Raw genomic sequence first — 18,822 nt, forward strand, 5'->3', positions numbered from 1 at the left:
ATACAGGACACTGGCCCAAAACGACGCACTTATGTGCTGAGTTTACGATACAGAGTCGAACGACTGATCTGAAGTTCCTTCGCGGTGCGTGTTATATTCCCATCATTGCGTATCAGAGCCGCCTGAATCCTGCTCCGCTCCACCTGCTCCAGTGTCTCCGGAGCGGAAAGCAGGGGTATGACAGTTTCCATCCGCTTTTCGCTGTGATTCATCGCCCATAGCGTATCCAAAATTCGTTCCTTTTGCAGCCCCCGCTTTTGCAGCAGGCAGATGCGCTCCACCACATTATTTAGCTCCCGTACATTTCCGGGCCAGGGATAATTGCAGTAACTCTTCATAACCTCCACAAATCCGGTGTGTTCCTCCGCAGAGCGGTGAGGCGCAACATTTTTATAAATCAGCTCGGCAATTTGCAGGTAGTCGTCTCCTCGCTCTCGCAGTGGAGGAATCATCAGATTCAGCACATTGAGGCGATAATACAGGTCGCGGCGGAACTCTCCCTTTTCCACCCGCTCCACCAAATCACGGTTGGTCGCACCAATCACCCGGATATCCACTGGAATGACGGAATCCCCCCCGACTCTCCGCACTTCCTTTTCCTGAAGCACCCGGAGGAACTGTGCCTGAAATTCCAAAGGCAATTCTCCAATCTCGTCAAGAAAAATGGTGCCGCTGTGTGCAATTTCAAAGAGTCCGGGCTTTCCGCCACGCTTTGCTCCAGTAAAGGAACTGTCCGCATATCCAAACAATTCCGACTCCAACAGGCTTTTGGACAAGGCCGTACAGTTGACCGCCACAAAAGGACCAGACCTACGGGGGCTTGCATTATGAATACTTTGGGCAAACATCTCCTTGCCTGTTCCGGTTTCGCCGTAGAGCATGATGGTAAATTCGGAATCCGCAAAATTTGCAGCAAGTTCTTTTGCACCGGTCAGAAGTTGGGAGGTTCCCACGATATCCGATAGATGGTATTTGGCAGTAAGACCCTTTTCGTGCATCTTGATGCGAATGCTGCGCTCGGCGCTTTGAAGGGATTGAACATCCTGAAAGGTAGCCACAACTCCTTTGACCTGATCGTTCACAATGATGGGGATCCGGTTTGTGGAAACCATTGTTCCGTGTATGCTCATCACCTGATCCGTCTCCATCTGACCGCTACGGAGTACATCATAGATATGGGTGTTGGGCAAGATATCCTCAATTGCTTTTCCTTCAAATGGTTTTCGATTCGGATCCAGCATCCGTTCCGCCACTTGGTTTGTGACTTCCACGTAGCCCTGTGCATTCACGGCTATAATGGCGTCGTGGGTATAGTTCAAGATGTTTCGATAGCGTTCAAGCTTAATCTCCAATCGTTCCTGCTTCTTTTCATTCGCCTTTTGCAGGGAATAAATCTGGCAGGCTGTTTCAATCGCTTGAGAGATTGAGAAGTCAGAACTCTCCACAACAATGTACGACAAATTCATTTCCGCAGCGAATTTCCCGGATATAATCCCGCCAATTCCCAACACGGCGCCATCCTGTATCGCTTGCTTCACGCACGCGCGGCAACTGGCGGTGTCTGAGAATTGATAATGACGCATGTGGATATGCATGAGAAAGCAGATGGTCTGAAGCTCATTGCTGAATGCTTCATAGGAAAAGAAGGCAACCATTCCGTTTACCTTCTGTGCCTGCAGGATTGCCGGGATATAGTCGGAGGCCTCAATGGGAATATTTACAACGGTGGTATTCAGTTCTTTTTCCAAAAGATCCCGCGTACCCCTTCTGCTGATAAACAACCAGGTTTTCCGCGCTATCAGCTCCCGTGCCAGCGTCACCGCTTCCTCCAAAGCCGCGGTATGCACTTCTATTGAAAGATTTTGCCTGCGGATGATGGTTCTGGCACGGTCCGCTAAATTTTCCGTGGGTGCAATCAAGCAAATTTCCTCTGTATTTAATGACATAAAACCGATCTCCTCCGGATATAACCGCTGCATAATACACTGCCAACATAAAACAATTTCGAGTCCTGTTCAGAGCCGACAAAGAATTCACCTCTGAAAGGAATACAATCTGTTTTACGATTTGCTTAATTCTACCTTTATTGAATTAATTTTGCAATATGCCGACTCAGCTCGCTCTGTGACAGACGTTATTGATGGTCCTTGTGTGGGAATCGCGATTCTCGGGCTGATCAGGACACAGCCCAGCGGGGCCGTTTTAAGTCTACTTCGATCTAGCGTGCAGCGAATCATTCTTTTATAGTTGCTCCCGTTCAAGCTCTATGCATTGCGCTGCACAGTCTGTCCTCCGCCAAGGGAGTAGCGCGGCTCAACGCAGCGAGGGTTTAAATCTCTCTTTCTCCGCCTAAAAGGGCTGGAAAACCGCTTAGTAAACGGTTTTCCAGCCCTTTTTTCTTCCTATTTGATAGATATTTATAATCGCCTGTTTTTGAAAGACTTCAAAAAATGCTCTATGAAATCAAAAAAGCAGACCTGTAAAGTACAAGTGGCCAAAATAAGATCAGCCAACACCAGCTTCCTGTGGAGCTGTTAGGGCGGTTTATTAATCTGAGTGTTTTTTCGAATGCTTAGGTTTAATCGCAGACAAGTATCAAAAAGCCTCTTTACGCCATTCCCTCCGCTCTTTTGTCCTTTTAATCCTCATCTTTGTTAAAATCATTCAGTTCCTCGGAAAATTCCGCGTGTGCCAGTCTGGAAGAACCATAATCTTGCGGGTACTTTCTGACTTTGACATTCCGAGTGATACCATAACAGGCCGTATAAAAAGCGACAAGGCAAACTCCTGCAATGAGACCGGACAGTTGATCTTTCACAAAAGGCATACTGGCTATCGCGGCAATCAGAGACACCAGAACAAAAACGGAAGTATACGGAAATCCGCGCATCTGGCAATTTCCATCCGGCGGACAGCCATGTTTCCTGCGGAAACGGATGTGTGTCGCCATAATAACCGCATAGGAAACCAGCAGCGCAAAGCCGCCGGAACTGATCAGGAAAAGGTAGACTCTTGGGAAAAAAAGGCCGGACCGCAGCGCGAACAGCATGGCTGCCCCGGAACAGAGAATACCGCGATAGGGAACATCGCCCTTGTCCCGAAGCCATTTGGGGGCCATATGCTCATCTGACAGTGACCGCATCATTCTGCCCAGCGCGAACATCGCCGCCAGCATAGTGGACAAAATCGCGGTGATCAGCACCACATTCATGGCGGTTCCCACCCAGGCTAATCCGTTTGCTTGCAGCGCCATTACGATTGGACTGGAGTTTTCACTGATTCGGTCTGTGGGAACAAGCGGAAGCAGGAGAAACATAAAAACAACATACAGTCCTACCAGCGAGATTACCGTATACCGAATTGCCTTTGGAATTGTTTTTTGCGGATTCTCCGTTTCGGAAGCAGTGAACCCAATGACTTCGAAGCCGGCGTAAGTGAACATCACGACAAGCATGCTCCCGGCGAGGCCCGCCAAACCGTTTGGCAACAGTGGCTCGCCCGAAAGCGCGCCCAGCCCAACGGCCGCTTTTCCCGGAAAAAGTCCAAAAATCAATAACAGCGAAACCATGAGAAATGATAAAACCGCCAAAATCTTTAACCCGGCCAACACGCTTTCCAATTTGCTGAGGTTGCTTGCGCCAAGAAGGTTCAATAAAGTCACAGCCAGAATGATTCCGCTTCCAAGCCAGGCAATGGACACGTTCGGCAACCATTCCCGTACCAGTGTGGACACAGCGGCGGCTTCGCTGGACATGGCCAAGACCATTCCGGTCCAATAGGTCCATCCGACTACAAATCCGGTTCCAGGGCCGAATGCCTGGGAAGCAAACGCCCGAAAAGAGCCCTTGCCCGGATTCGCCACCGTCATTTCGGAAAGAGCGTACAAAATATAATAGACGAGAATGCCGCCGAAAATAAAACCAATCACCACAGAAGGCCCCGCGGTATGAATGGCAACCGAGCATCCCAGAAAAAAGGAGCCGCCGATGACGGTACCCAGAGCCAGCATGACGATCTGCCATACGCTTAAACCTTTATCTTGCTTTTTCATTTTTCACTCCAATATTACATTAATAGCTTTAGTTTCTCTAAAAATCCTGTATCTATGAAGATGAGTTCTTTTTCTTCAAAAATTTGAGGCCATGCGCTTTTGCGCATGGCCTCAGACTCCGTATTTTAAAATCGAGTAGAAGCCTAACCCTCTGATTAAGCTCTTACACAATTCTTGCACTGTGAAGTTTAAAACTTATACCCTGTGCCCGTCATCTTTCGCGTCTCTTCCGGCTGCCCGCCGCGCGGCTATACTGTTTTGCGGATTCACCGTGAGGTCTTGCATATGAAAAGGGATCGGTCGCCGAGGCATGCGGTCTCCTGGGCTTAGCTGTTGCGGTTGCATGAGGATTCCCAAAGCCATACCGTTTCTGCGGCGCCTTTTCGGACTTTTGCAGAATCGTCATCGGCCATTCCGACTTTTCCTCAGGGATGGTTTGCCCCATCAGCTTTTCAATATCTTTTAGATAGGGAATTTCATCATAGTCGCAGAAGCTAATGGCGACGCCTCCCAGACCGGCACGACCAGTTCTGCCGATGCGGTGAATATAGGTTTCCGGTTCATTGGGCAATTCATAGTTAAAAACGTGGGACAGCTCAGGAATATCAATTCCCCTCGCCGCAATATCCGTTGCAACAAGGATTTTGATATCTCCGCTCTTAAAGCGTTTCAGCGCGTCCTGCCTGGCATTCTGGCTCTTGTTTCCGTGAATAGCCATCGCCGTCATACCGGCTTCGGCCAGTTCCTTGACTACCTTGTCGGCGGCGTGCTTTGTGCGTGTGAAAACCAGCGCGCTGCCAACCTCACGGCCGCGGAGCAGCTTTGCCAACAGGCGGCGCTTATTGCCCTTGTCAATCAAATACACATGCTGGAGAATGGAAGAAGCCGTGCTGGTCACGGGATCGACTTTTACCGTAACCGGATTGTGAAGGATGGTATTTGCAAGGGCCTCGATCTCCTTTGGCATAGTTGCGCTGAAAAGAAGCGTCTGCCGTTCCTTTGGCAGAATGTTTAGGATTTTTTTCACATCTCGGATAAAGCCCATATCCAGCATACGGTCGGCCTCATCCAAGACGAAAACTTCAATCTGAGAGATATCAACATAGCCCTGATTTATCAGGTCGCAAAGCCGACCCGGCGTGGCAATCAGGATATCAACGCCGCGCCCCAGTCTTTCTACTTGCGGCACCTGGCTGACGCCGCCAAAGATAACGGTGCATCGAAGGGGTAGATAGGTCCCATAGTACTCAAAATTTTCCTGAATTTGAATCGCCAATTCCCTTGTTGGCGTCAGGATTAACGCTTTGATTCCTTTTCTCCGTTCCAATGCAAGATTTTGAAGAATCGGAAGGGCAAAGGCCGCTGTCTTTCCTGTGCCGGTTTGGGCGCAGCCGATCAGGTCTCTCTTCTGCAATAGCATAGGAATTGCTTTTTGCTGAATGGGAGTCGGTGTAGTATATCCCTGACGGTCAACCGCCTTTAAGATAGGTGCTGTGAGGTTCAGTTCTTTAAATGTCATTTTGCTCTCTTCATTCTAAAATATCAGAATAGACGGCATTCATGCACACGGCATAGATGCTTTCTACTTTGTAAGACTTAAAAAAAGCAAAGCAGCTTCCGTCAATCAAAATCAACGGGAACCGCTTTGCTTTTTGATGATACTATTATAGTATACCACAAATAGAGAAAAAAGAAAAGCTATTTTTTGAGGGAGACCTCATAAACAACGTTGCCTCCATCAGAGAACCTTGCTCAAGAAATCCACCAGCTGCAGATTCTTCGGTGAGCCAAATACCTCGTCTGGGGTTCCTTGCTCGGCAATCACGCCGTCGTGAATAAAGAGGACGCGGCTGCTGACCTCACGGGCAAACGCCATCTCGTGCGTGACGACGATGGTGGTCATGCCCTCCTGTGCCAGTTCCCGGATGACAGCCAGAACCTCCTTAACCATTTCAGGGTCAAGGGCGGAGGTGGGCTCATCAAAGAGGATGACGTCGGGATTCATTGCCAGCGCCCGGACGATGGCGAGACGCTGTTTCTGTCCGCCGGAGAGAGACCGGGGAAAGGCATCAGCCTTATCCTCCAAGCCGACGCGCTTCAGAAGTGTCATGGCAGTATCATCTGCCTGTTCCTTCGTCAGAATGCCGTTGCATACCGGAGCGAGGGTGATGTTTTCCTTCACGGTAATGTGGGGAAACACGTTGAAGTGCTGGAACACCATGCCGATCTTCTGGCGGTGGCGGGTGATGTCCAGCTTGGGATCTGCCAGATCCACACCCTCAAAAATGACCTTGCCGGAAGTGGGACGTTCCAGAAGATTCAGACAGCGGAGGAAGGTGGACTTGCCGCAGCCAGAGGGTCCAATAATGGAAATAACGTCGCCCTTGTAGACTTCGTAGTCGATCCCATTCAGGACCTCCAGATCATCGAAGGACTTGTGCAGGTTGCAGACCCGAATCAGCGGTTCAGCCATTTGCGTTCAACCTCCTCTCCAGAATGCTCAGAAGCTTGGAAATACCCAGCGTCAGGATCAGATAGATGATGCCTGCGATGGTCAGGGATTCCAGCGCCAGATAGGTGATGGACTGGATTTGCTTCATGGTGGTCATGATCTCGCCCGCCATAAACGTGGAGGCCAGGGAGGTCTCCTTGATCATTACGATGAACTCGTTGCCCATAGCAGGAAGGATATTGCGCAGCGCCTGAGGGAAGATGACCTTCCGCATAATATCCCGTTCCTTCATTCCGAGGCTGACGGCGGCCTCTCGCTGGCCGGAATCTACTGCTTGAATACCGGCACGGAATACCTCTGCCATATATGCGCTGGAGTTGATGACCAGTGCAATGCATACACAAGTCAGATTGCCAATATTTGAAAGGCCAGGAATCTTGGGCAGCAGAATCCAAAACAGATAGAGCTGCAGCAGCATGGGCGTGCCGCGGAGGAGTTCGATGTAAACGCTTGCAATACGGGAGATCCATTTGCGCTTGGACATTCTTGCCAGCGAGATAAACAGGCCCAAAAAACTGCCCAACAGCACAGAGATCAAAGAGAGGAACAGTGTAATGACCGTACCCTGCACATATTTCATTCCGTATCTTGTGAGAATTTTTTTGATATTGAAGAAAAAGTTCACCCGAGGGTCACTCCCTTCTGAAAGTTAATGGGGAAGCCGGACGGCGAAGGCCGTCCGGCGCCTTATTCGCGATCGACTAGATATTAGAGTCCTAATTCCTTCACACGGGCCTGAGCGGCAGTCGTCCAATCGGTGTACAAGCCCTTGGAAATTTCGTCGGCGATGATTACGTTGATCGCAGCCACAAGATCGCTCTCGCCCTTCTTGCAGGCGACGACCAGACCGTTCTTATCGTAGATGAAGTTCACATCGCTGATCACCAGGTCCTTGTTGGCCTCCACCATGGGCAGGCCCACCTGATAAGCAATGGCCACTGCGTCACACTTGCCGGACTGCAGTGCCAGAACGGCGTCCTGCACACTGGAGAACTCAGAAGTCACAGGGTTTTTCAGCTGGTTGTTGACCAACTCCTGTTGGACAGTACCCATCTGGTAAGCGATACGCTTGCCGTCAAAGTCAGACAGCTGGGTATAGTCGTTAACCTTGTCCTTCGGGACGATAAAGGTCTGCACGTTGGTTTCATCGGTAACGTAGATGTCGCTCAGATCCATAGCCTCGGCACGCTCTTCGGTGTACAGCATACCGGAGATGGCCATGTCATACTTGCCGTCCTGCACGCCGGTTGCCACGGCATCCCAAACGACGTTATCGATCTCCAACTTAACGCCCAGGCAGGAAGCAATGTAGCGGGCCAGCTCCATATCGGAGCCAACATAAGAATCCTGCTCGTTCGAGATATCGGGGTCTACGAACTCATACGGAGCGAATGCAACCTCGGAGACACAGGTGATCTTGCCTGCGGCAAGGATATCGGCCAGACGGCCCGTTGCGTTGTTCAGAATGGAATCCAGTTCCGGCATACCGGTATTATACTTGGCGCCGGAGGCAGAGGCGGAGGCGGAAGTGGAAGCCACAGCGGAAGCAGCGGGTGCGGCGGAAGAGCCGCAGCCAGCCAGCAGGCTGGCGGTCATGGTCAAAGCCATGAGCAGCGCAAACATCTTTTTCATCATCATTTCCTCCTAATTTTACTCATAAAATTGTTGTCTCTTCTTATGTCAAGCGTGTGCGGAGATCCGCGTCGCACAAAACATCCAGAGCGGTGGCTGCCATTGCTTTGGCAGCAGTGTGCAGCAGCTTGTGGGCATATGAAGAATCCACGACATCCAGATAAGCCGCGTCATGGGGATTCGCGTTGGAAATGGCGGAAGTACTCAATACGCCGTAACATGTAGGCGCGTGATAGGAGACATTGCCGATGTCGGTGGACCCGGCATGATAGAGATCGTCCTGTCGGAAATCCGTTATGCCAAGGCGCTGGAGATTCGCCTGCATTTTTTCCACCAGCGGTATGCAGTTTTTCATATCATAAAAGGTGTTGGGGGCCCGCTCAACGACCAGCTGACAGCCGGTCATCAGCGCCGCGCCCTTCGCACAGTTATTCACCTTTTCAATGATCTTCTCTAATAGATCCTTGCTTCGGGAACGGACGAAATACTGCATCACGCAGTGGTCGGGCACAACATTGCAGGCGGTACCGCCATGTACGATGATGCCATGGACGCGGGTGTCTGAGGGGAGATGTTGGCGCAGGGCGTTGACGCCTGCAAAGGCCAGATTGCATGCATCCAGTGCATTGACACCGCTCTCAGGATTGAAGGAGGCATGGCTGGCGTGGCCGGTAAACGTATACGTCAGATCGGTACAAGCCAGTGCATAATTTTCCAAGCAGCAGCCGGGAGCGCCAGCCAGATGGAACTGAAAGACCGCATCTACGCCGTCAAACGCACCCGCTTGCGCCATATTGATTTTCCGGCCGCAGGTTTCCTCTGCCGGCGTGCCAATCCAAATGATCTTGCCATGAAACTGGGATTTGACGGATTTCAATGCCGCTGCCGCCGCATAGGTACTGGCGGCGATCCAGTTGTGGCCGCAGGCGTGACCGTTGCCGCTGCCGTCAGGACTCTTGTCTCCGTAGCCCGGCAGAGCATCATACTCCGCCAGAAAGGCGACAGACGGGCCGTCATCATCACCGAACTCTGCCCGGAAGGCAGTAGGCACGCCTGCATAGGGCATCTGCACCTGATAGCCCAGCGATTTTGCCATGTCTGCCAGATACCGGCTGGACCGGATCTCCTGATCTCCTAACTCTGGATGGGCATACAGAAAGGCACTGACCGCTTCAGCTTCCGCCGATGCGGCATCTTCCGCTGCAAATGCCTGCTGTTTCAGTGCGTCGAGTTCCACGAAAAAGCCTCCTCAAGTATGAAAAAGCCGTCGGATACCGACGGCTTTGCTTCCACAGTATGCGCTCTGCGCATTTTTGCTTCACAAAGCAGACAGCGCTCCATCCCGTTCAGGGGGTGACAGTCGTCAGGTTGTTTGCCTGAAAACCAGAATCAGTGCCCCGGCGGTACAAATTCTTCGGCGGCTTTTCCTTTCGCGACGGCATACGGATTCCGGGTCCTGTCCGCGCTAATCATAAAAACCGCGCCTCTATTCTGCAAGGTTGTGTTTGAGTTTTTATTATCGTAATGCGTTAGTATGGTAAAGTCAACTGTAAATTTGCATAAATTTTCATTTTTCGTGAATTTTTCACAGTCTGTGAAGTGCGTACAGCGGTAAAACCGTCGCTTTTCCAGTGAGAAAGAGTACCCAACTCCGCCAAAAGGCGGGGACGGGTACTCTTTACAAGGTGTATCACTGCAATTCGAGGTTCCGCAAAGGAAAATGAATCTGCCTGCATAGCAATTCCATCACTTTAGATAAGTTACGGGCCATGTGCCGCATAACCTCTTGCATAACAGCAGGCGAAAACAGCAAGACAAGGATTTTCTGGGATTCCAATATGCCAGGACAAAAAGCAGGCGGCACCAGATCGGTACCGCCCTGTAAACCATTCTCAGTTTGTGTTTACTAGTCCCCCACCGCTCCTATTAGTAGATTTGGCGAGGATATGCAAGCAGCAAATCCAGAAGAGCCTAGCAGCTTCGCACACAATTCCTGCCAGCATTTTTTGCCTCATACATCAGATTATCTGCTCGCTGTATTATAGAATCAACCGTTTCATTCGCACAATATTCCGCAACTCCAATACTAACTGTTATCTTATTGGCAACCAATGTGTCCATTTTACTAATACTATTTCTCAATTCTTCAATTAATAGTTTGGCCTCAGCAAGCTTTGTATGTGGAAATAATAAAATAAATTCTTCCCCTCCCCATCGGGCCAAACAATCAATTTTTCGAATTCGATTATTAATTGTTTCTGTTAATTTGGTTAAAACAATATCCCCAGCATGATGGCCAAAACAGTCATTGATGGATTTAAAATGATCTATATCCAGCAAAGCAACCGAAAAGGTGCCCCAGCCCTGCTTTTGTACGCGATGACACTCTTCCTCTAACTTTTCAATAAAATACCGGCGATTATATACACTTGTCAGTGGATCGGTTGAGGATAAAATACGCAGCTCCTCTTCCATATGTTTTTGTTCCGTAATATCATCAATAATCAATTGCGCTCCAATTGAATTACAGCAGCCTGTAAAAGGCTTGATATGCAACCGAATATATGCCCTTTTACCCCATTTAGATTCGTAATCCATTTCGAAAATGCCGTGCACATTGTCCACTATGCACTTTTTGAGTTGCTCAGATAATCCGCAATGAACGAGAGCCGGAATCCTAAATATATTAATTTTTTTTGTTTCTTCCGCACTTGGCGAGCCCAATATTTCAAGGGCGGATTGATTCACAAAAATAACATTTCCGTTGCTATCACATTTCAAAATTCCAACCGGAGCATTCTCCGCTAATTCTATATATTCTTTGCGGCTGGCTTCAAGTTCTATATGAGCCTTCGCAATTTCATAATTAAAATTTTTTGTTTGCTTTTTTTCCTCATGCAGAGTTAACGCCATTTCAATTGTAGATAATAGCGAAAATTCATTTGTGCCCTTGAGGACAAATCCATAGGCCTGAACTGAGGCAAGTTCCAGAAAAATTTCCTTTGACGCATTGCCTGTTAAAAAAACAATAGGAATATCCTTATTTTCTAGTATTTTGCGAGCAGCATCGATCCCATTCATGCACCCTGCTAACTCAATATCCATAATAATTAAGTCAGCTAAAGAGCTGCTGCAGGCTTTTTTCACTGCCGCTTCGCCTGTATCAACATGTTCTACTTTGTATCCGTTTTCGATTAGGAAATCAGAAATGATTTTAGATGAAAGACGACTATCTTCTACCAGTAATATGTTTTTTTGCATCAAGCAGCTTACCTCTTTTATGAGCAGAATAATCAGGCCTAAATTCCATGCGTATTTCTATCGCGTACAACGTCGGTTCCTTGTCCCATCTAAGCATGTTTAGCTCCTGCCGCTTTTCTTTTGCTTTTCATTATTGTACATCTGAAGTCTTAATTTTGCAACAATATGGGGCCCAAAATGTTCAATAAGAATTCGGTTTATTGTTGCAAATTATGTTGTAAAAATAGGATTCAAATATCAAATTTTGCTGGCATACATGTATTAAATTGCTGTAATCGTTTGACACAGAGACTCTTCCGTGCTACGATTGCAAAAAATGCTCCGGCCGGCCAATGGGCCCCGCGGGAGATACACAGGAGGCGTATCCATATGCAGAAATTGTCAGACCGGACGGCGGACTTCACTGACTCTGTGATCCGGCGGATGACCCGGATATCCAATCGATACGACGCGGTAAATCTCTCTCAGGGGTTCCCGGATTTCAAACCGCCGAAGGAAATATTGGACCGCATGGCCCAGACAGCCCACGAGGATTTCCATCAATACTCCATTACATGGGGCGCTCAGAATCTGCGGGAGGCCCTGGCGGCGAAGCAGTCTCGCCTGATGGGACACGCCGTCGACCCGAACGGAGAACTCGTGGTCACCTGCGGCTCTACCGAGGCGATGATGGCCGCCATGATAACCGTGGCGAATCCCGGTGACAAAGTCATCGTGTTTTCTCCGTTTTACGAAAATTACGGTGCTGACGCGATTCTCTCCGGGGCGGAGCCGATCTACGTGCCGCTGTACCCGCCCGCGTTCAACTTTGACCCGGAGGAGCTGGAGGATGCATTCCGCCGCCGTCCCAAGGCGCTGATCCTCTGCAATCCTTCCAATCCCTGCGGAAAGGTATTTTCAAAGGCGGAACTGGAGACTATTGCCGCTCTGGCCGAGAAGTACGACGCTTATGTGATTACCGACGAGGTGTACGAGCATATCGTATACGCGCCCAACCATCACACCTATTTTGCGTCCCTGCCGGGCATGTGGGAGCGGACCATCTCCTGCTCATCTCTCTCCAAGACTTACTCCATCACTGGTTGGCGACTGGGATACACCATCGCGCCGCCGGAGATCACGGAACGTGTCAAGAAGGTCCACGACTTTTTGACCGTGGGAGCTGCCGCGCCGCTGCAAGAGGCGGTAATCCCGGGATTGAAATTCGGACAGGATTACTATGACGGACTGCTGGCGGTCTATACCCGCAAGCGGGATCTGTTTTTAAAGGGCTTGGATGATATCGGCCTGATCCACAATGTACCCCAAGGGGCCTATTATGTTCTGATGGATATTTCAGAGTTCGGTTTTGACAGCGACCTTGCGTTTTGTGAGGCACTGGCGGAAAAAGTGGGCGTGGGGGCCGTGCCCGGGTCCAGCTTTTTCCGGGAGCCGGTGAACCATCTAATCCGCTTTCACTTTGCCAAGAGGGACGAGACGCTGCGGGAAGCGCTGGACCGGCTGGAAGGCCTGCGAAAGAAGATTCCGCCGGAGAAGCGTGGCTGATACTATCTCCGATTAAAAATGCCGCGCGCCGCAAAGAAGCGGCGGCTTCAAGCGCGTTCCGGCAGGAACCTAAAGTGAGCCGTGGGTATTCGTAAAGGCAGACAGCAAATTTTGCTGTCTGCTTTTGTCTGTTAAACGGCGTTTTTCTTTGTTTTCTCTATGTCTTACGGTGTACAGGTACGCTATGGAAACAGCCTGGCCGCAGACGGGGTTGTTGGCAATGTATGTGACGAGCGATACTATTAAATCGTGTAGGCACGCAGATCTTTTGCAGGCAGAGGAGCAAGTCACATCAAAGCAACGCACGCAAAAAGGTTGTATGCGTTTTAGTTTTATCAGCATATCAAAAAACAAAGCAAAAATCTCTTTCTATACGCTACCACAAAAGTACGGAAAACAACTCCAATTAAATGTTCGCTTTGCCGAAAAGTCTGAATTGCGCGTTACTTGACAGCCAATAATATCAACTATAGATTTTCCTTTCATGTATTTAGCTAATTTTTACAGCGTCACAAAGAAATATTTAAGTTTACTTTCATAATAAAGTAAGATACTATATATTTAGGAATCGTTCAAAATTATATTTGCACTTCCTTAACACTATTTTCATTATGAAATAAGGTGGAGCGGATGATAAATAAGAGCGGAATATTAGATGAATATGCCCGCTACAAATACGTGATAGAAAATATAAAAGACGTCATTTGGGAACTTGACACGAATCTAATATTTACTTTTATTACTCCGGCAGTTAAGAAAATGACTGGGTATGACGATTGTGAAATTATTGGGCAATGCATGCTGAATTTTTTAACTAACCAGTCAAAAAGAGCTATAATGGATCAAGTAAACAAAAGAAAAGCCAGTGGAAATAGAGACGAGTCACCTTTATATGACGTAAAATTTATCTGTAAAGATGGGCACAAAATATGGTGTGAGGTTTGTGTTAAGCCCATCTTTAAAGATGAGGCTCTTATTTGCTATATCGGAACAACACGCGATATTTCCGAAAAGAAAATATATGAAAAAAAATTAAAAGAAATGATTGCAGAGCAGAAGAGGATTAACAAACAGCTGGAAAACTTAGCGACCTTTGATACGCTGACGGGAGCATATAACAGAACGAAATTTGAATATTTTATCACCTGCGAAACTAAAAAAGCTGAGAAGTATGGGACGACGTTTTCAATTGGTATATTTGATATCGATAATTTTAAAAAGGTAAATGATGTGAACGGGCATGACAAAGGGGATCTCGTCTTGCATGATATCACTACATTAATCAAAAACACGTTCCGGGCCACAGATCGGTTGTTTCGCTGGGGCGGCGATGAATTCATTATTCTCTTTCCTGATTTAAACATTGAAAATGCGCTTGTTGTCGCAAATAAAATTATTGAAACCGTTGACTCTTATCAGTTTGATATTGAGGGGAAATCAATCTCGATTAGCTTTGGGATTGGCTCCTATAATTGCAATGAAAATATGGACCAGTTTATCTCGCGCGTTGATAAAGCCTTGTTAAGGGCTAAAGCTACTGGTAAGCATACGATTGAACAATGCTAATACTAGTATACCTAACAAGGATTTTTCACACTCAATTCGCCTCACAGCGCTAGCCTGTGTATCAGTTCAGCATATAAGTGTACCAAGACAACCTATGCTGGCAATGCCTTCTCAATGAATTGGGAACTCATTCCGTATCGGCTGGGGTTTATTAAAGTATTAGTTAAAGGGAAGGAATTCCCCACCTGACCGTGAAATGATTGCTTCGGTTGTTTCGTATGCCTGTTCCTCCGCATTTTTTAAATCCGGCATACAGAGGCAATTCAAAGTACTTTTTCAGGTTTTCCAAACTATTAAAGTGCCTTATACACAGGAGTAAACCACTCCGCTATTCAGAGCTGTCTGTGTTTGCTTTTTTTCTTGGCCACAGCAACCGCCTGGGAAAGCTCTTCCATGCCGGCGAAGGTCTTCCCGCAGTTGGTGACTACCGCGATGGAGAGCGCGGCAATGGGAAAATTCTCCGTAAAGCCATGGCGGTTTTGGGAGATGATATACCCCCGATTCCAATCCTCTTCGTTATATAACGAGCGGATAGATTCGCTAAAGGTAAATTTGATCCGGTCGCACAACGCCTGCACTGCGTCTGGCTGGCACAGAGCCGAGACAATCACAAAATCGTCCCCTCCGACATGTCCTTTCAAGTCGTCGTCGAGACAGCAGGTACGGATGGTATCTGCCACCGTCTTGATCATCCGGTCTCCGTTGGGAAAGCCGTAAGCATCGTTGTACGCTTTAAAATTGTCCAGATCCAGATAGATCAGCGAAAATGGCCGGTTGTCCTTCAGAGCGGAAGAAATGGCGCCCTGGATCACGGCATTCCCGGGAAGACCTGTAAGCGGATTCGCCTGAGTTGCCCGCTGCACCTGAATGCTGATCGTCGCCATCAAAAGATCCCGTACGGAGATGGTTCCGCAATAAACCTCATGGTCCGTCACCGCCACGCAATCATAGACGCGGGAGGATTCCCGTTCCATCGCGAGGCGCGCTACATCGTCGATGGTGGCAGTGCGGTCTACGTGTAGAAAGCTGCGCAGCGCCAACTGTCCGGCAGTCCGCTTCATGTTGAGATTGTATCCAAACTGTCCGCCGAAGCGCTCAAACAAATATCCGCGTGTCAAAATGCCGCAGATGGTCCCGTCAGGATTCAGGACAAATTTTTCCTGGATCTGTTCGTCTTGCTGCATCCGCTGGTAAACGTCTACCGCCGGGAGTTGGATTTGCACCGCTTCTTCGTGCCGACAGATCGAGTCTATTGTGCCGAAGACTGAAAGCTGCTGCACAAATGCGGAGACTTTGCTCTGCTTATCCTTGATTGCCAGTTTTAAGTCAATGGATGGCTCCTTAAATTCATCCTGCGGCCTGCCCAGATAATATCCCTGGCCATAATCGACACCCAGTCGTATCAGCGTGTCCAGTTCCTCCTCTGTCTCGATTCCCTCGGCAATCAGAGAAATCCCCATTTCCCGGCAGAACTTCACAATGCTGCCCACCAGAGAGCTTTTGTTGGCAAACGCATGAATATTCCGAACAAGCTCCATATCGATTTTAATATAGTTGGGGTGCAGGGCGCACACACGGCTCAGACCCGAGTAACCCGCGCCGAAGTCGTCAATGGCGATCTTGAAATTCTGCTTTTGATAGTGCGCGATGGAGTCTGTAAAAATGTTCATCTCTCCGATGGCACTCCGCTCCGTAACTTCAAAAACAACCTCATCGGGGTTGAGTCCGTATTCCTCCAACTTTTCATGGGTAAACCCCTCCCGAAGGTCCGGATCGTGGATCAGATTTGGATCCACATTCAGAAAAAGCTTTGAGCTGCGAACCTTTTTGGTTGCGGTTTCAAGAGCCGTGGTGCGGCAAAGTTTTTCCAAATCCCAGAGCTTCCGTACCCGCCGGGCAATGGAAAAGAGCTGTTCAATGTTCAATTCGCACTCCGGAAGGCAGATTCGGCTCAGTGCCTCATACCCTAAAACACTGCCGTTTTGCAAAGAGATAATCGGCTGATATACCGTTTTAATATGCCCGCCGTTTAAAATTGCGAAAAATTCTTCGTCTTGGTAAGTTTCCATCTGCATCCCCCAAAATCGGTTTATCCCATTAGGGTGAACATTATCCTGATGGGAATATATTTATATTATCCAGTTTCATTTTAATTGGAAATTTATAACATAGCAAGGAAATGATTGTATAATTTATGTAAAATAATTGCTTGAGGAAGCGTGAAAAATACGCGTTCCGTGCATATCTGAAGTTCTTTACATCGAATTTACACGATTTTTGGAAATACGTGCTATTTTTTTACTTTTTCCGCCTATATGATAGGGGTTGTACAGACCGTATCCCTGAAATTCGCCGTTGAAGCGAGTGAGCGGCAGGCAAAGGAGAAAAAGAATCGTGTTTCAGAAAAAACAAATTTTGCTGCGTGAAAAGCTGATCCTAAGCACCCTGGCGCTGGTCGGGATTCTGATGACTTTACAGGCAGGTATCTCCTACCGGAGTCTGACCCGGGCATACGGCACCGCCCTTGACGTGGCAAAGGACGGCTTTGACACCATGCTGCAGGCGGAAGTTCAGACTATGATCAGTTCTCTGGATGAAAACTATCAGCAGTTTCAGGATGGCAAAATCACCACAAGCCAACTGATGACACGGGCCAAGGAGCTGGTTCGAAATACCCAGTACAACGGCGGAGTTGGTTACTTTGAAGCAGATCTTGCGGACGGCACTTGTGTGGCTCACATGAATCCTGAATACGAGGAGCAAAACCGTCTTCAGGCGCAGGATCAAAAGGGGAATTCCTACATAAAAAATATCATTGCCGCAGGAGATCAGGAGAGCGGAGGCTTTACGGAATATTATTTTCCGAAACCCGGCGGGCAGGATGTCGTGCGCAAGCGGGCCTATACTCTGCAATATCAACCCTTCCACTGGTACATTACCACCGGGGTTTATATGGACGAGGTGGAGGGCAACGTGCAGCAGTACGCCGCAGAAAAGCAACGGGCTTTGGTACTGCTGGTGATCAGCAGCGTTTTTTCAGCCGCCATAATGATAGCGGTAATGGCGGCTCTGGCCAATTCCTTTTCCCGCAATCTGCGCAGTATCACAAGGCGGATTGAACTGCTTGCCGAGGGTGATCTCCATACACCCGTCCCAAAAATCAACACCCGGGACGAGACCAGAATTCTCTCCGACGCAGCGGAGAAGACCATCCGCAGTCTGCACGATATGATTGCGGACATCACCCGCCAGCTCTCCCTGATTGAGAAAGGAGACCTGTCCGGCGGAATTGCAATGCAGTATGACGGCGATTTCGTTCCCATTCAGTCCGCATTGAGTCGGATTCTCTCCTCACTGAATCAGATTTTTCTGCAGTTCCGGCAATCGACAGCACAGGTATCCGCCGGCGCGCAGGAGGTTTCCTTGGCCTCGCAGAATCTGGCACAGGGCGCAGCGGAGCAGAACGGGTCCATGGAAAAACTGCTGGCAAGCGCTGCTGAGATTTCCGTTGGCATAAACGATACCGCCGCTGCCGCCACGGCGGTGCGGGAACTATCCGAACGGGCGGGGCAGGAAGCTCGGACGGGGCAGGTTCACATGGATGATATGGTTCGCGCCATGGAAAAAATTCGGCAGTCCTCCATGGAAATTTCCAAAATTATCAGCCTGATTGAGAATATCGCGTTTCAGACCAAGATACTCGCCCTCAACGCCGCAGTGGAAGCCGCCAGAGCGGGCAGTGCGGGTAAAGGCTTTGCAGTGGTAGCGGACGAGGTGCGCAACCTGGCCGGAAAAAGCGCCGAAGCCGCCAAGCAGACCGGTACACTGATCGAAGCTTCCGTTCAATCGGTAAATGAGGGAGAAAAAAAGGTGAGCATGGCGGCTGATTCCCTGCTGGTCATGACCACAAGTGTCAACGAAACCGCCGATCGAATTCGTCAGATCGACCGTGCCGTCTCTCGTCAGGCTGAACACCTAAAGCAGGTAACAGCGGGCACGGATCAGATTTCCAAGGTCATTCAGGCCAATTCCACCACGGCGGAGGAAAGTGCGGCGCTCAGCGAAGAACTCTCTTCCCAGGCGGAGCTGCTTCACCAGCAGGTCGGTTTCCTGCGGCTTTCGGCTGACACAGCTGCATCGGAAGAAGAGACCTTTTCTGAAAGCGGCAGAATCTGAGTTGCCTTTTAAATAGTTAAAGGAGCCTGACATTCTTCGATGTCAGGCTTCTTAGCAATAAAATCCGTTAGCCACTAGC

The 18,822-nt window shown here is 48.9% G+C and carries 13 protein-coding genes and 1 riboswitch; of the genes, 4 read left to right on the plus strand and 9 right to left on the minus strand.

Annotated elements, in window-relative coordinates; genetic code table 11:
* Positions 1 to 29: 29 nt before the first annotated feature.
* The 8 genes from ABWQ15_RS10175 to ABWQ15_RS10210 form a co-directional block, all read right to left on the minus strand.
* Positions 30 to 1,946: a sigma 54-interacting transcriptional regulator gene (locus ABWQ15_RS10175; protein WP_353908662.1), complete on the minus strand. Its 1,917-nt coding sequence runs from the start codon at positions 1,944 to 1,946 to the stop codon at positions 30 to 32.
* Between the two features lie 692 nt (positions 1,947 to 2,638).
* Entirely contained in the window at positions 2,639 to 4,051 is a 1,413-nt protein-coding gene (locus tag ABWQ15_RS10180) for an amino acid permease (protein ID WP_353908663.1), read from the minus strand.
* Positions 4,052 to 4,262: 211 nt separating this feature from the next.
* The gene (locus tag ABWQ15_RS10185; RefSeq protein ID WP_353908664.1) at positions 4,263 to 5,570 is read right to left on the minus strand and encodes a DEAD/DEAH box helicase; all 1,308 of its coding nucleotides are present in this window, start codon (positions 5,568 to 5,570) and stop codon (positions 4,263 to 4,265) included.
* A 219-nt stretch (positions 5,571 to 5,789) separates the two neighbouring features.
* Entirely contained in the window at positions 5,790 to 6,512 is a 723-nt protein-coding gene (locus ABWQ15_RS10190) for an amino acid ABC transporter ATP-binding protein (protein ID WP_353908711.1), read from the minus strand.
* 4 nt (positions 6,513 to 6,516) lie between these two features.
* Positions 6,517 to 7,143: an amino acid ABC transporter permease gene (locus ABWQ15_RS10195; protein ID WP_353908665.1), complete on the minus strand. Its 627-nt coding sequence runs from the start codon at positions 7,141 to 7,143 to the stop codon at positions 6,517 to 6,519.
* 128 nt (positions 7,144 to 7,271) lie between these two features.
* Complete coding sequence (locus tag ABWQ15_RS10200) at positions 7,272 to 8,195, minus strand: transporter substrate-binding domain-containing protein (RefSeq protein ID WP_353908666.1); 924 nt, start codon at positions 8,193 to 8,195, stop codon at positions 7,272 to 7,274.
* 43 nt (positions 8,196 to 8,238) lie between these two features.
* Positions 8,239 to 9,432 carry an amidohydrolase gene (locus ABWQ15_RS10205; RefSeq protein ID WP_353908667.1) on the minus strand — a complete coding sequence of 398 codons (1,194 nt, stop codon included), beginning with the start codon at positions 9,430 to 9,432 and terminating at the stop codon, positions 8,239 to 8,241.
* Positions 9,433 to 9,517: 85 nt separating this feature from the next.
* Positions 9,518 to 9,692, minus strand: a riboswitch (Lysine riboswitch).
* A 474-nt stretch (positions 9,693 to 10,166) separates the two neighbouring features.
* Positions 10,167 to 11,456, minus strand: a complete 1,290-nt coding sequence (locus ABWQ15_RS10210) for a GGDEF domain-containing response regulator (protein ID WP_353908712.1) — start codon at positions 11,454 to 11,456, stop codon at positions 10,167 to 10,169.
* A gap of 369 nt (positions 11,457 to 11,825) precedes the next feature.
* Here ABWQ15_RS10210 and ABWQ15_RS10215 point away from each other — a divergent pair, with 369 nt between their 5' ends.
* The 3 genes from ABWQ15_RS10215 to ABWQ15_RS10225 all read left to right on the plus strand — a co-directional run bounded on the left by ABWQ15_RS10215 (position 11,826) and on the right by ABWQ15_RS10225 (position 14,567).
* The gene (locus tag ABWQ15_RS10215) at positions 11,826 to 13,001 is read left to right on the plus strand and encodes a pyridoxal phosphate-dependent aminotransferase (RefSeq protein ID WP_353908668.1); all 1,176 of its coding nucleotides are present in this window, start codon (positions 11,826 to 11,828) and stop codon (positions 12,999 to 13,001) included.
* A 184-nt stretch (positions 13,002 to 13,185) separates the two neighbouring features.
* Positions 13,186 to 13,452, plus strand: a complete 267-nt coding sequence (locus tag ABWQ15_RS10220) for a hypothetical protein (RefSeq protein ID WP_353908669.1) — start codon at positions 13,186 to 13,188, stop codon at positions 13,450 to 13,452.
* A gap of 179 nt (positions 13,453 to 13,631) precedes the next feature.
* Complete coding sequence (locus ABWQ15_RS10225; RefSeq protein ID WP_353908670.1) at positions 13,632 to 14,567, plus strand: sensor domain-containing diguanylate cyclase; 936 nt, start codon at positions 13,632 to 13,634, stop codon at positions 14,565 to 14,567.
* A 332-nt stretch (positions 14,568 to 14,899) separates the two neighbouring features.
* Here ABWQ15_RS10225 and ABWQ15_RS10230 read toward each other — a convergent pair whose 3' ends face one another.
* Positions 14,900 to 16,636, minus strand: a complete 1,737-nt coding sequence (locus ABWQ15_RS10230; protein WP_353908671.1) for an EAL domain-containing protein — start codon at positions 16,634 to 16,636, stop codon at positions 14,900 to 14,902.
* 325 nt (positions 16,637 to 16,961) lie between these two features.
* Here ABWQ15_RS10230 and ABWQ15_RS10235 point away from each other — a divergent pair, with 325 nt between their 5' ends.
* Positions 16,962 to 18,743 (plus strand): methyl-accepting chemotaxis protein, encoded by a 1,782-nt coding sequence (locus ABWQ15_RS10235; protein ID WP_353908672.1) that lies wholly within the window; start codon positions 16,962 to 16,964, stop codon positions 18,741 to 18,743.
* Positions 18,744 to 18,822: the final 79 nt, after the last annotated feature.

The organism is Oscillibacter sp., assembly GCF_040505565.1.
GTDB lineage: Bacteria > Bacillota > Clostridia > Oscillospirales > Oscillospiraceae > Oscillibacter.

Bases quoted from the DNA above. Each gene is read 5' to 3' on its own strand.
- ABWQ15_RS10200 (WP_353908666.1), bottom strand. From the start codon at position 8,195: ATGAAAAAGATGTTTGCGCTGCTCATGGCTTTGACCATGACCGCCAGC.
- ABWQ15_RS10195 (WP_353908665.1), bottom strand. From the start codon at position 7,143: ATGAAATATGTGCAGGGTACGGTCATTACACTGTTCCTCTCTTTGATC.
- ABWQ15_RS10175 (WP_353908662.1), bottom strand. From the start codon at position 1,946: ATGTCATTAAATACAGAGGAAATTTGCTTGATTGCACCCACGGAAAAT.
- ABWQ15_RS10180 (WP_353908663.1), bottom strand. From the start codon at position 4,051: ATGAAAAAGCAAGATAAAGGTTTAAGCGTATGGCAGATCGTCATGCTG.
- ABWQ15_RS10230 (WP_353908671.1), bottom strand. From the start codon at position 16,636: ATGGAAACTTACCAAGACGAAGAATTTTTCGCAATTTTAAACGGCGGG.
- ABWQ15_RS10215 (WP_353908668.1), top strand. From the start codon at position 11,826: ATGCAGAAATTGTCAGACCGGACGGCGGACTTCACTGACTCTGTGATC.
- ABWQ15_RS10225 (WP_353908670.1), top strand. From the start codon at position 13,632: ATGATAAATAAGAGCGGAATATTAGATGAATATGCCCGCTACAAATAC.
- ABWQ15_RS10210 (WP_353908712.1), bottom strand. From the start codon at position 11,456: ATGCAAAAAAACATATTACTGGTAGAAGATAGTCGTCTTTCATCTAAA.
- ABWQ15_RS10185 (WP_353908664.1), bottom strand. From the start codon at position 5,570: ATGACATTTAAAGAACTGAACCTCACAGCACCTATCTTAAAGGCGGTT.
- ABWQ15_RS10220 (WP_353908669.1), top strand. From the start codon at position 13,186: ATGGAAACAGCCTGGCCGCAGACGGGGTTGTTGGCAATGTATGTGACG.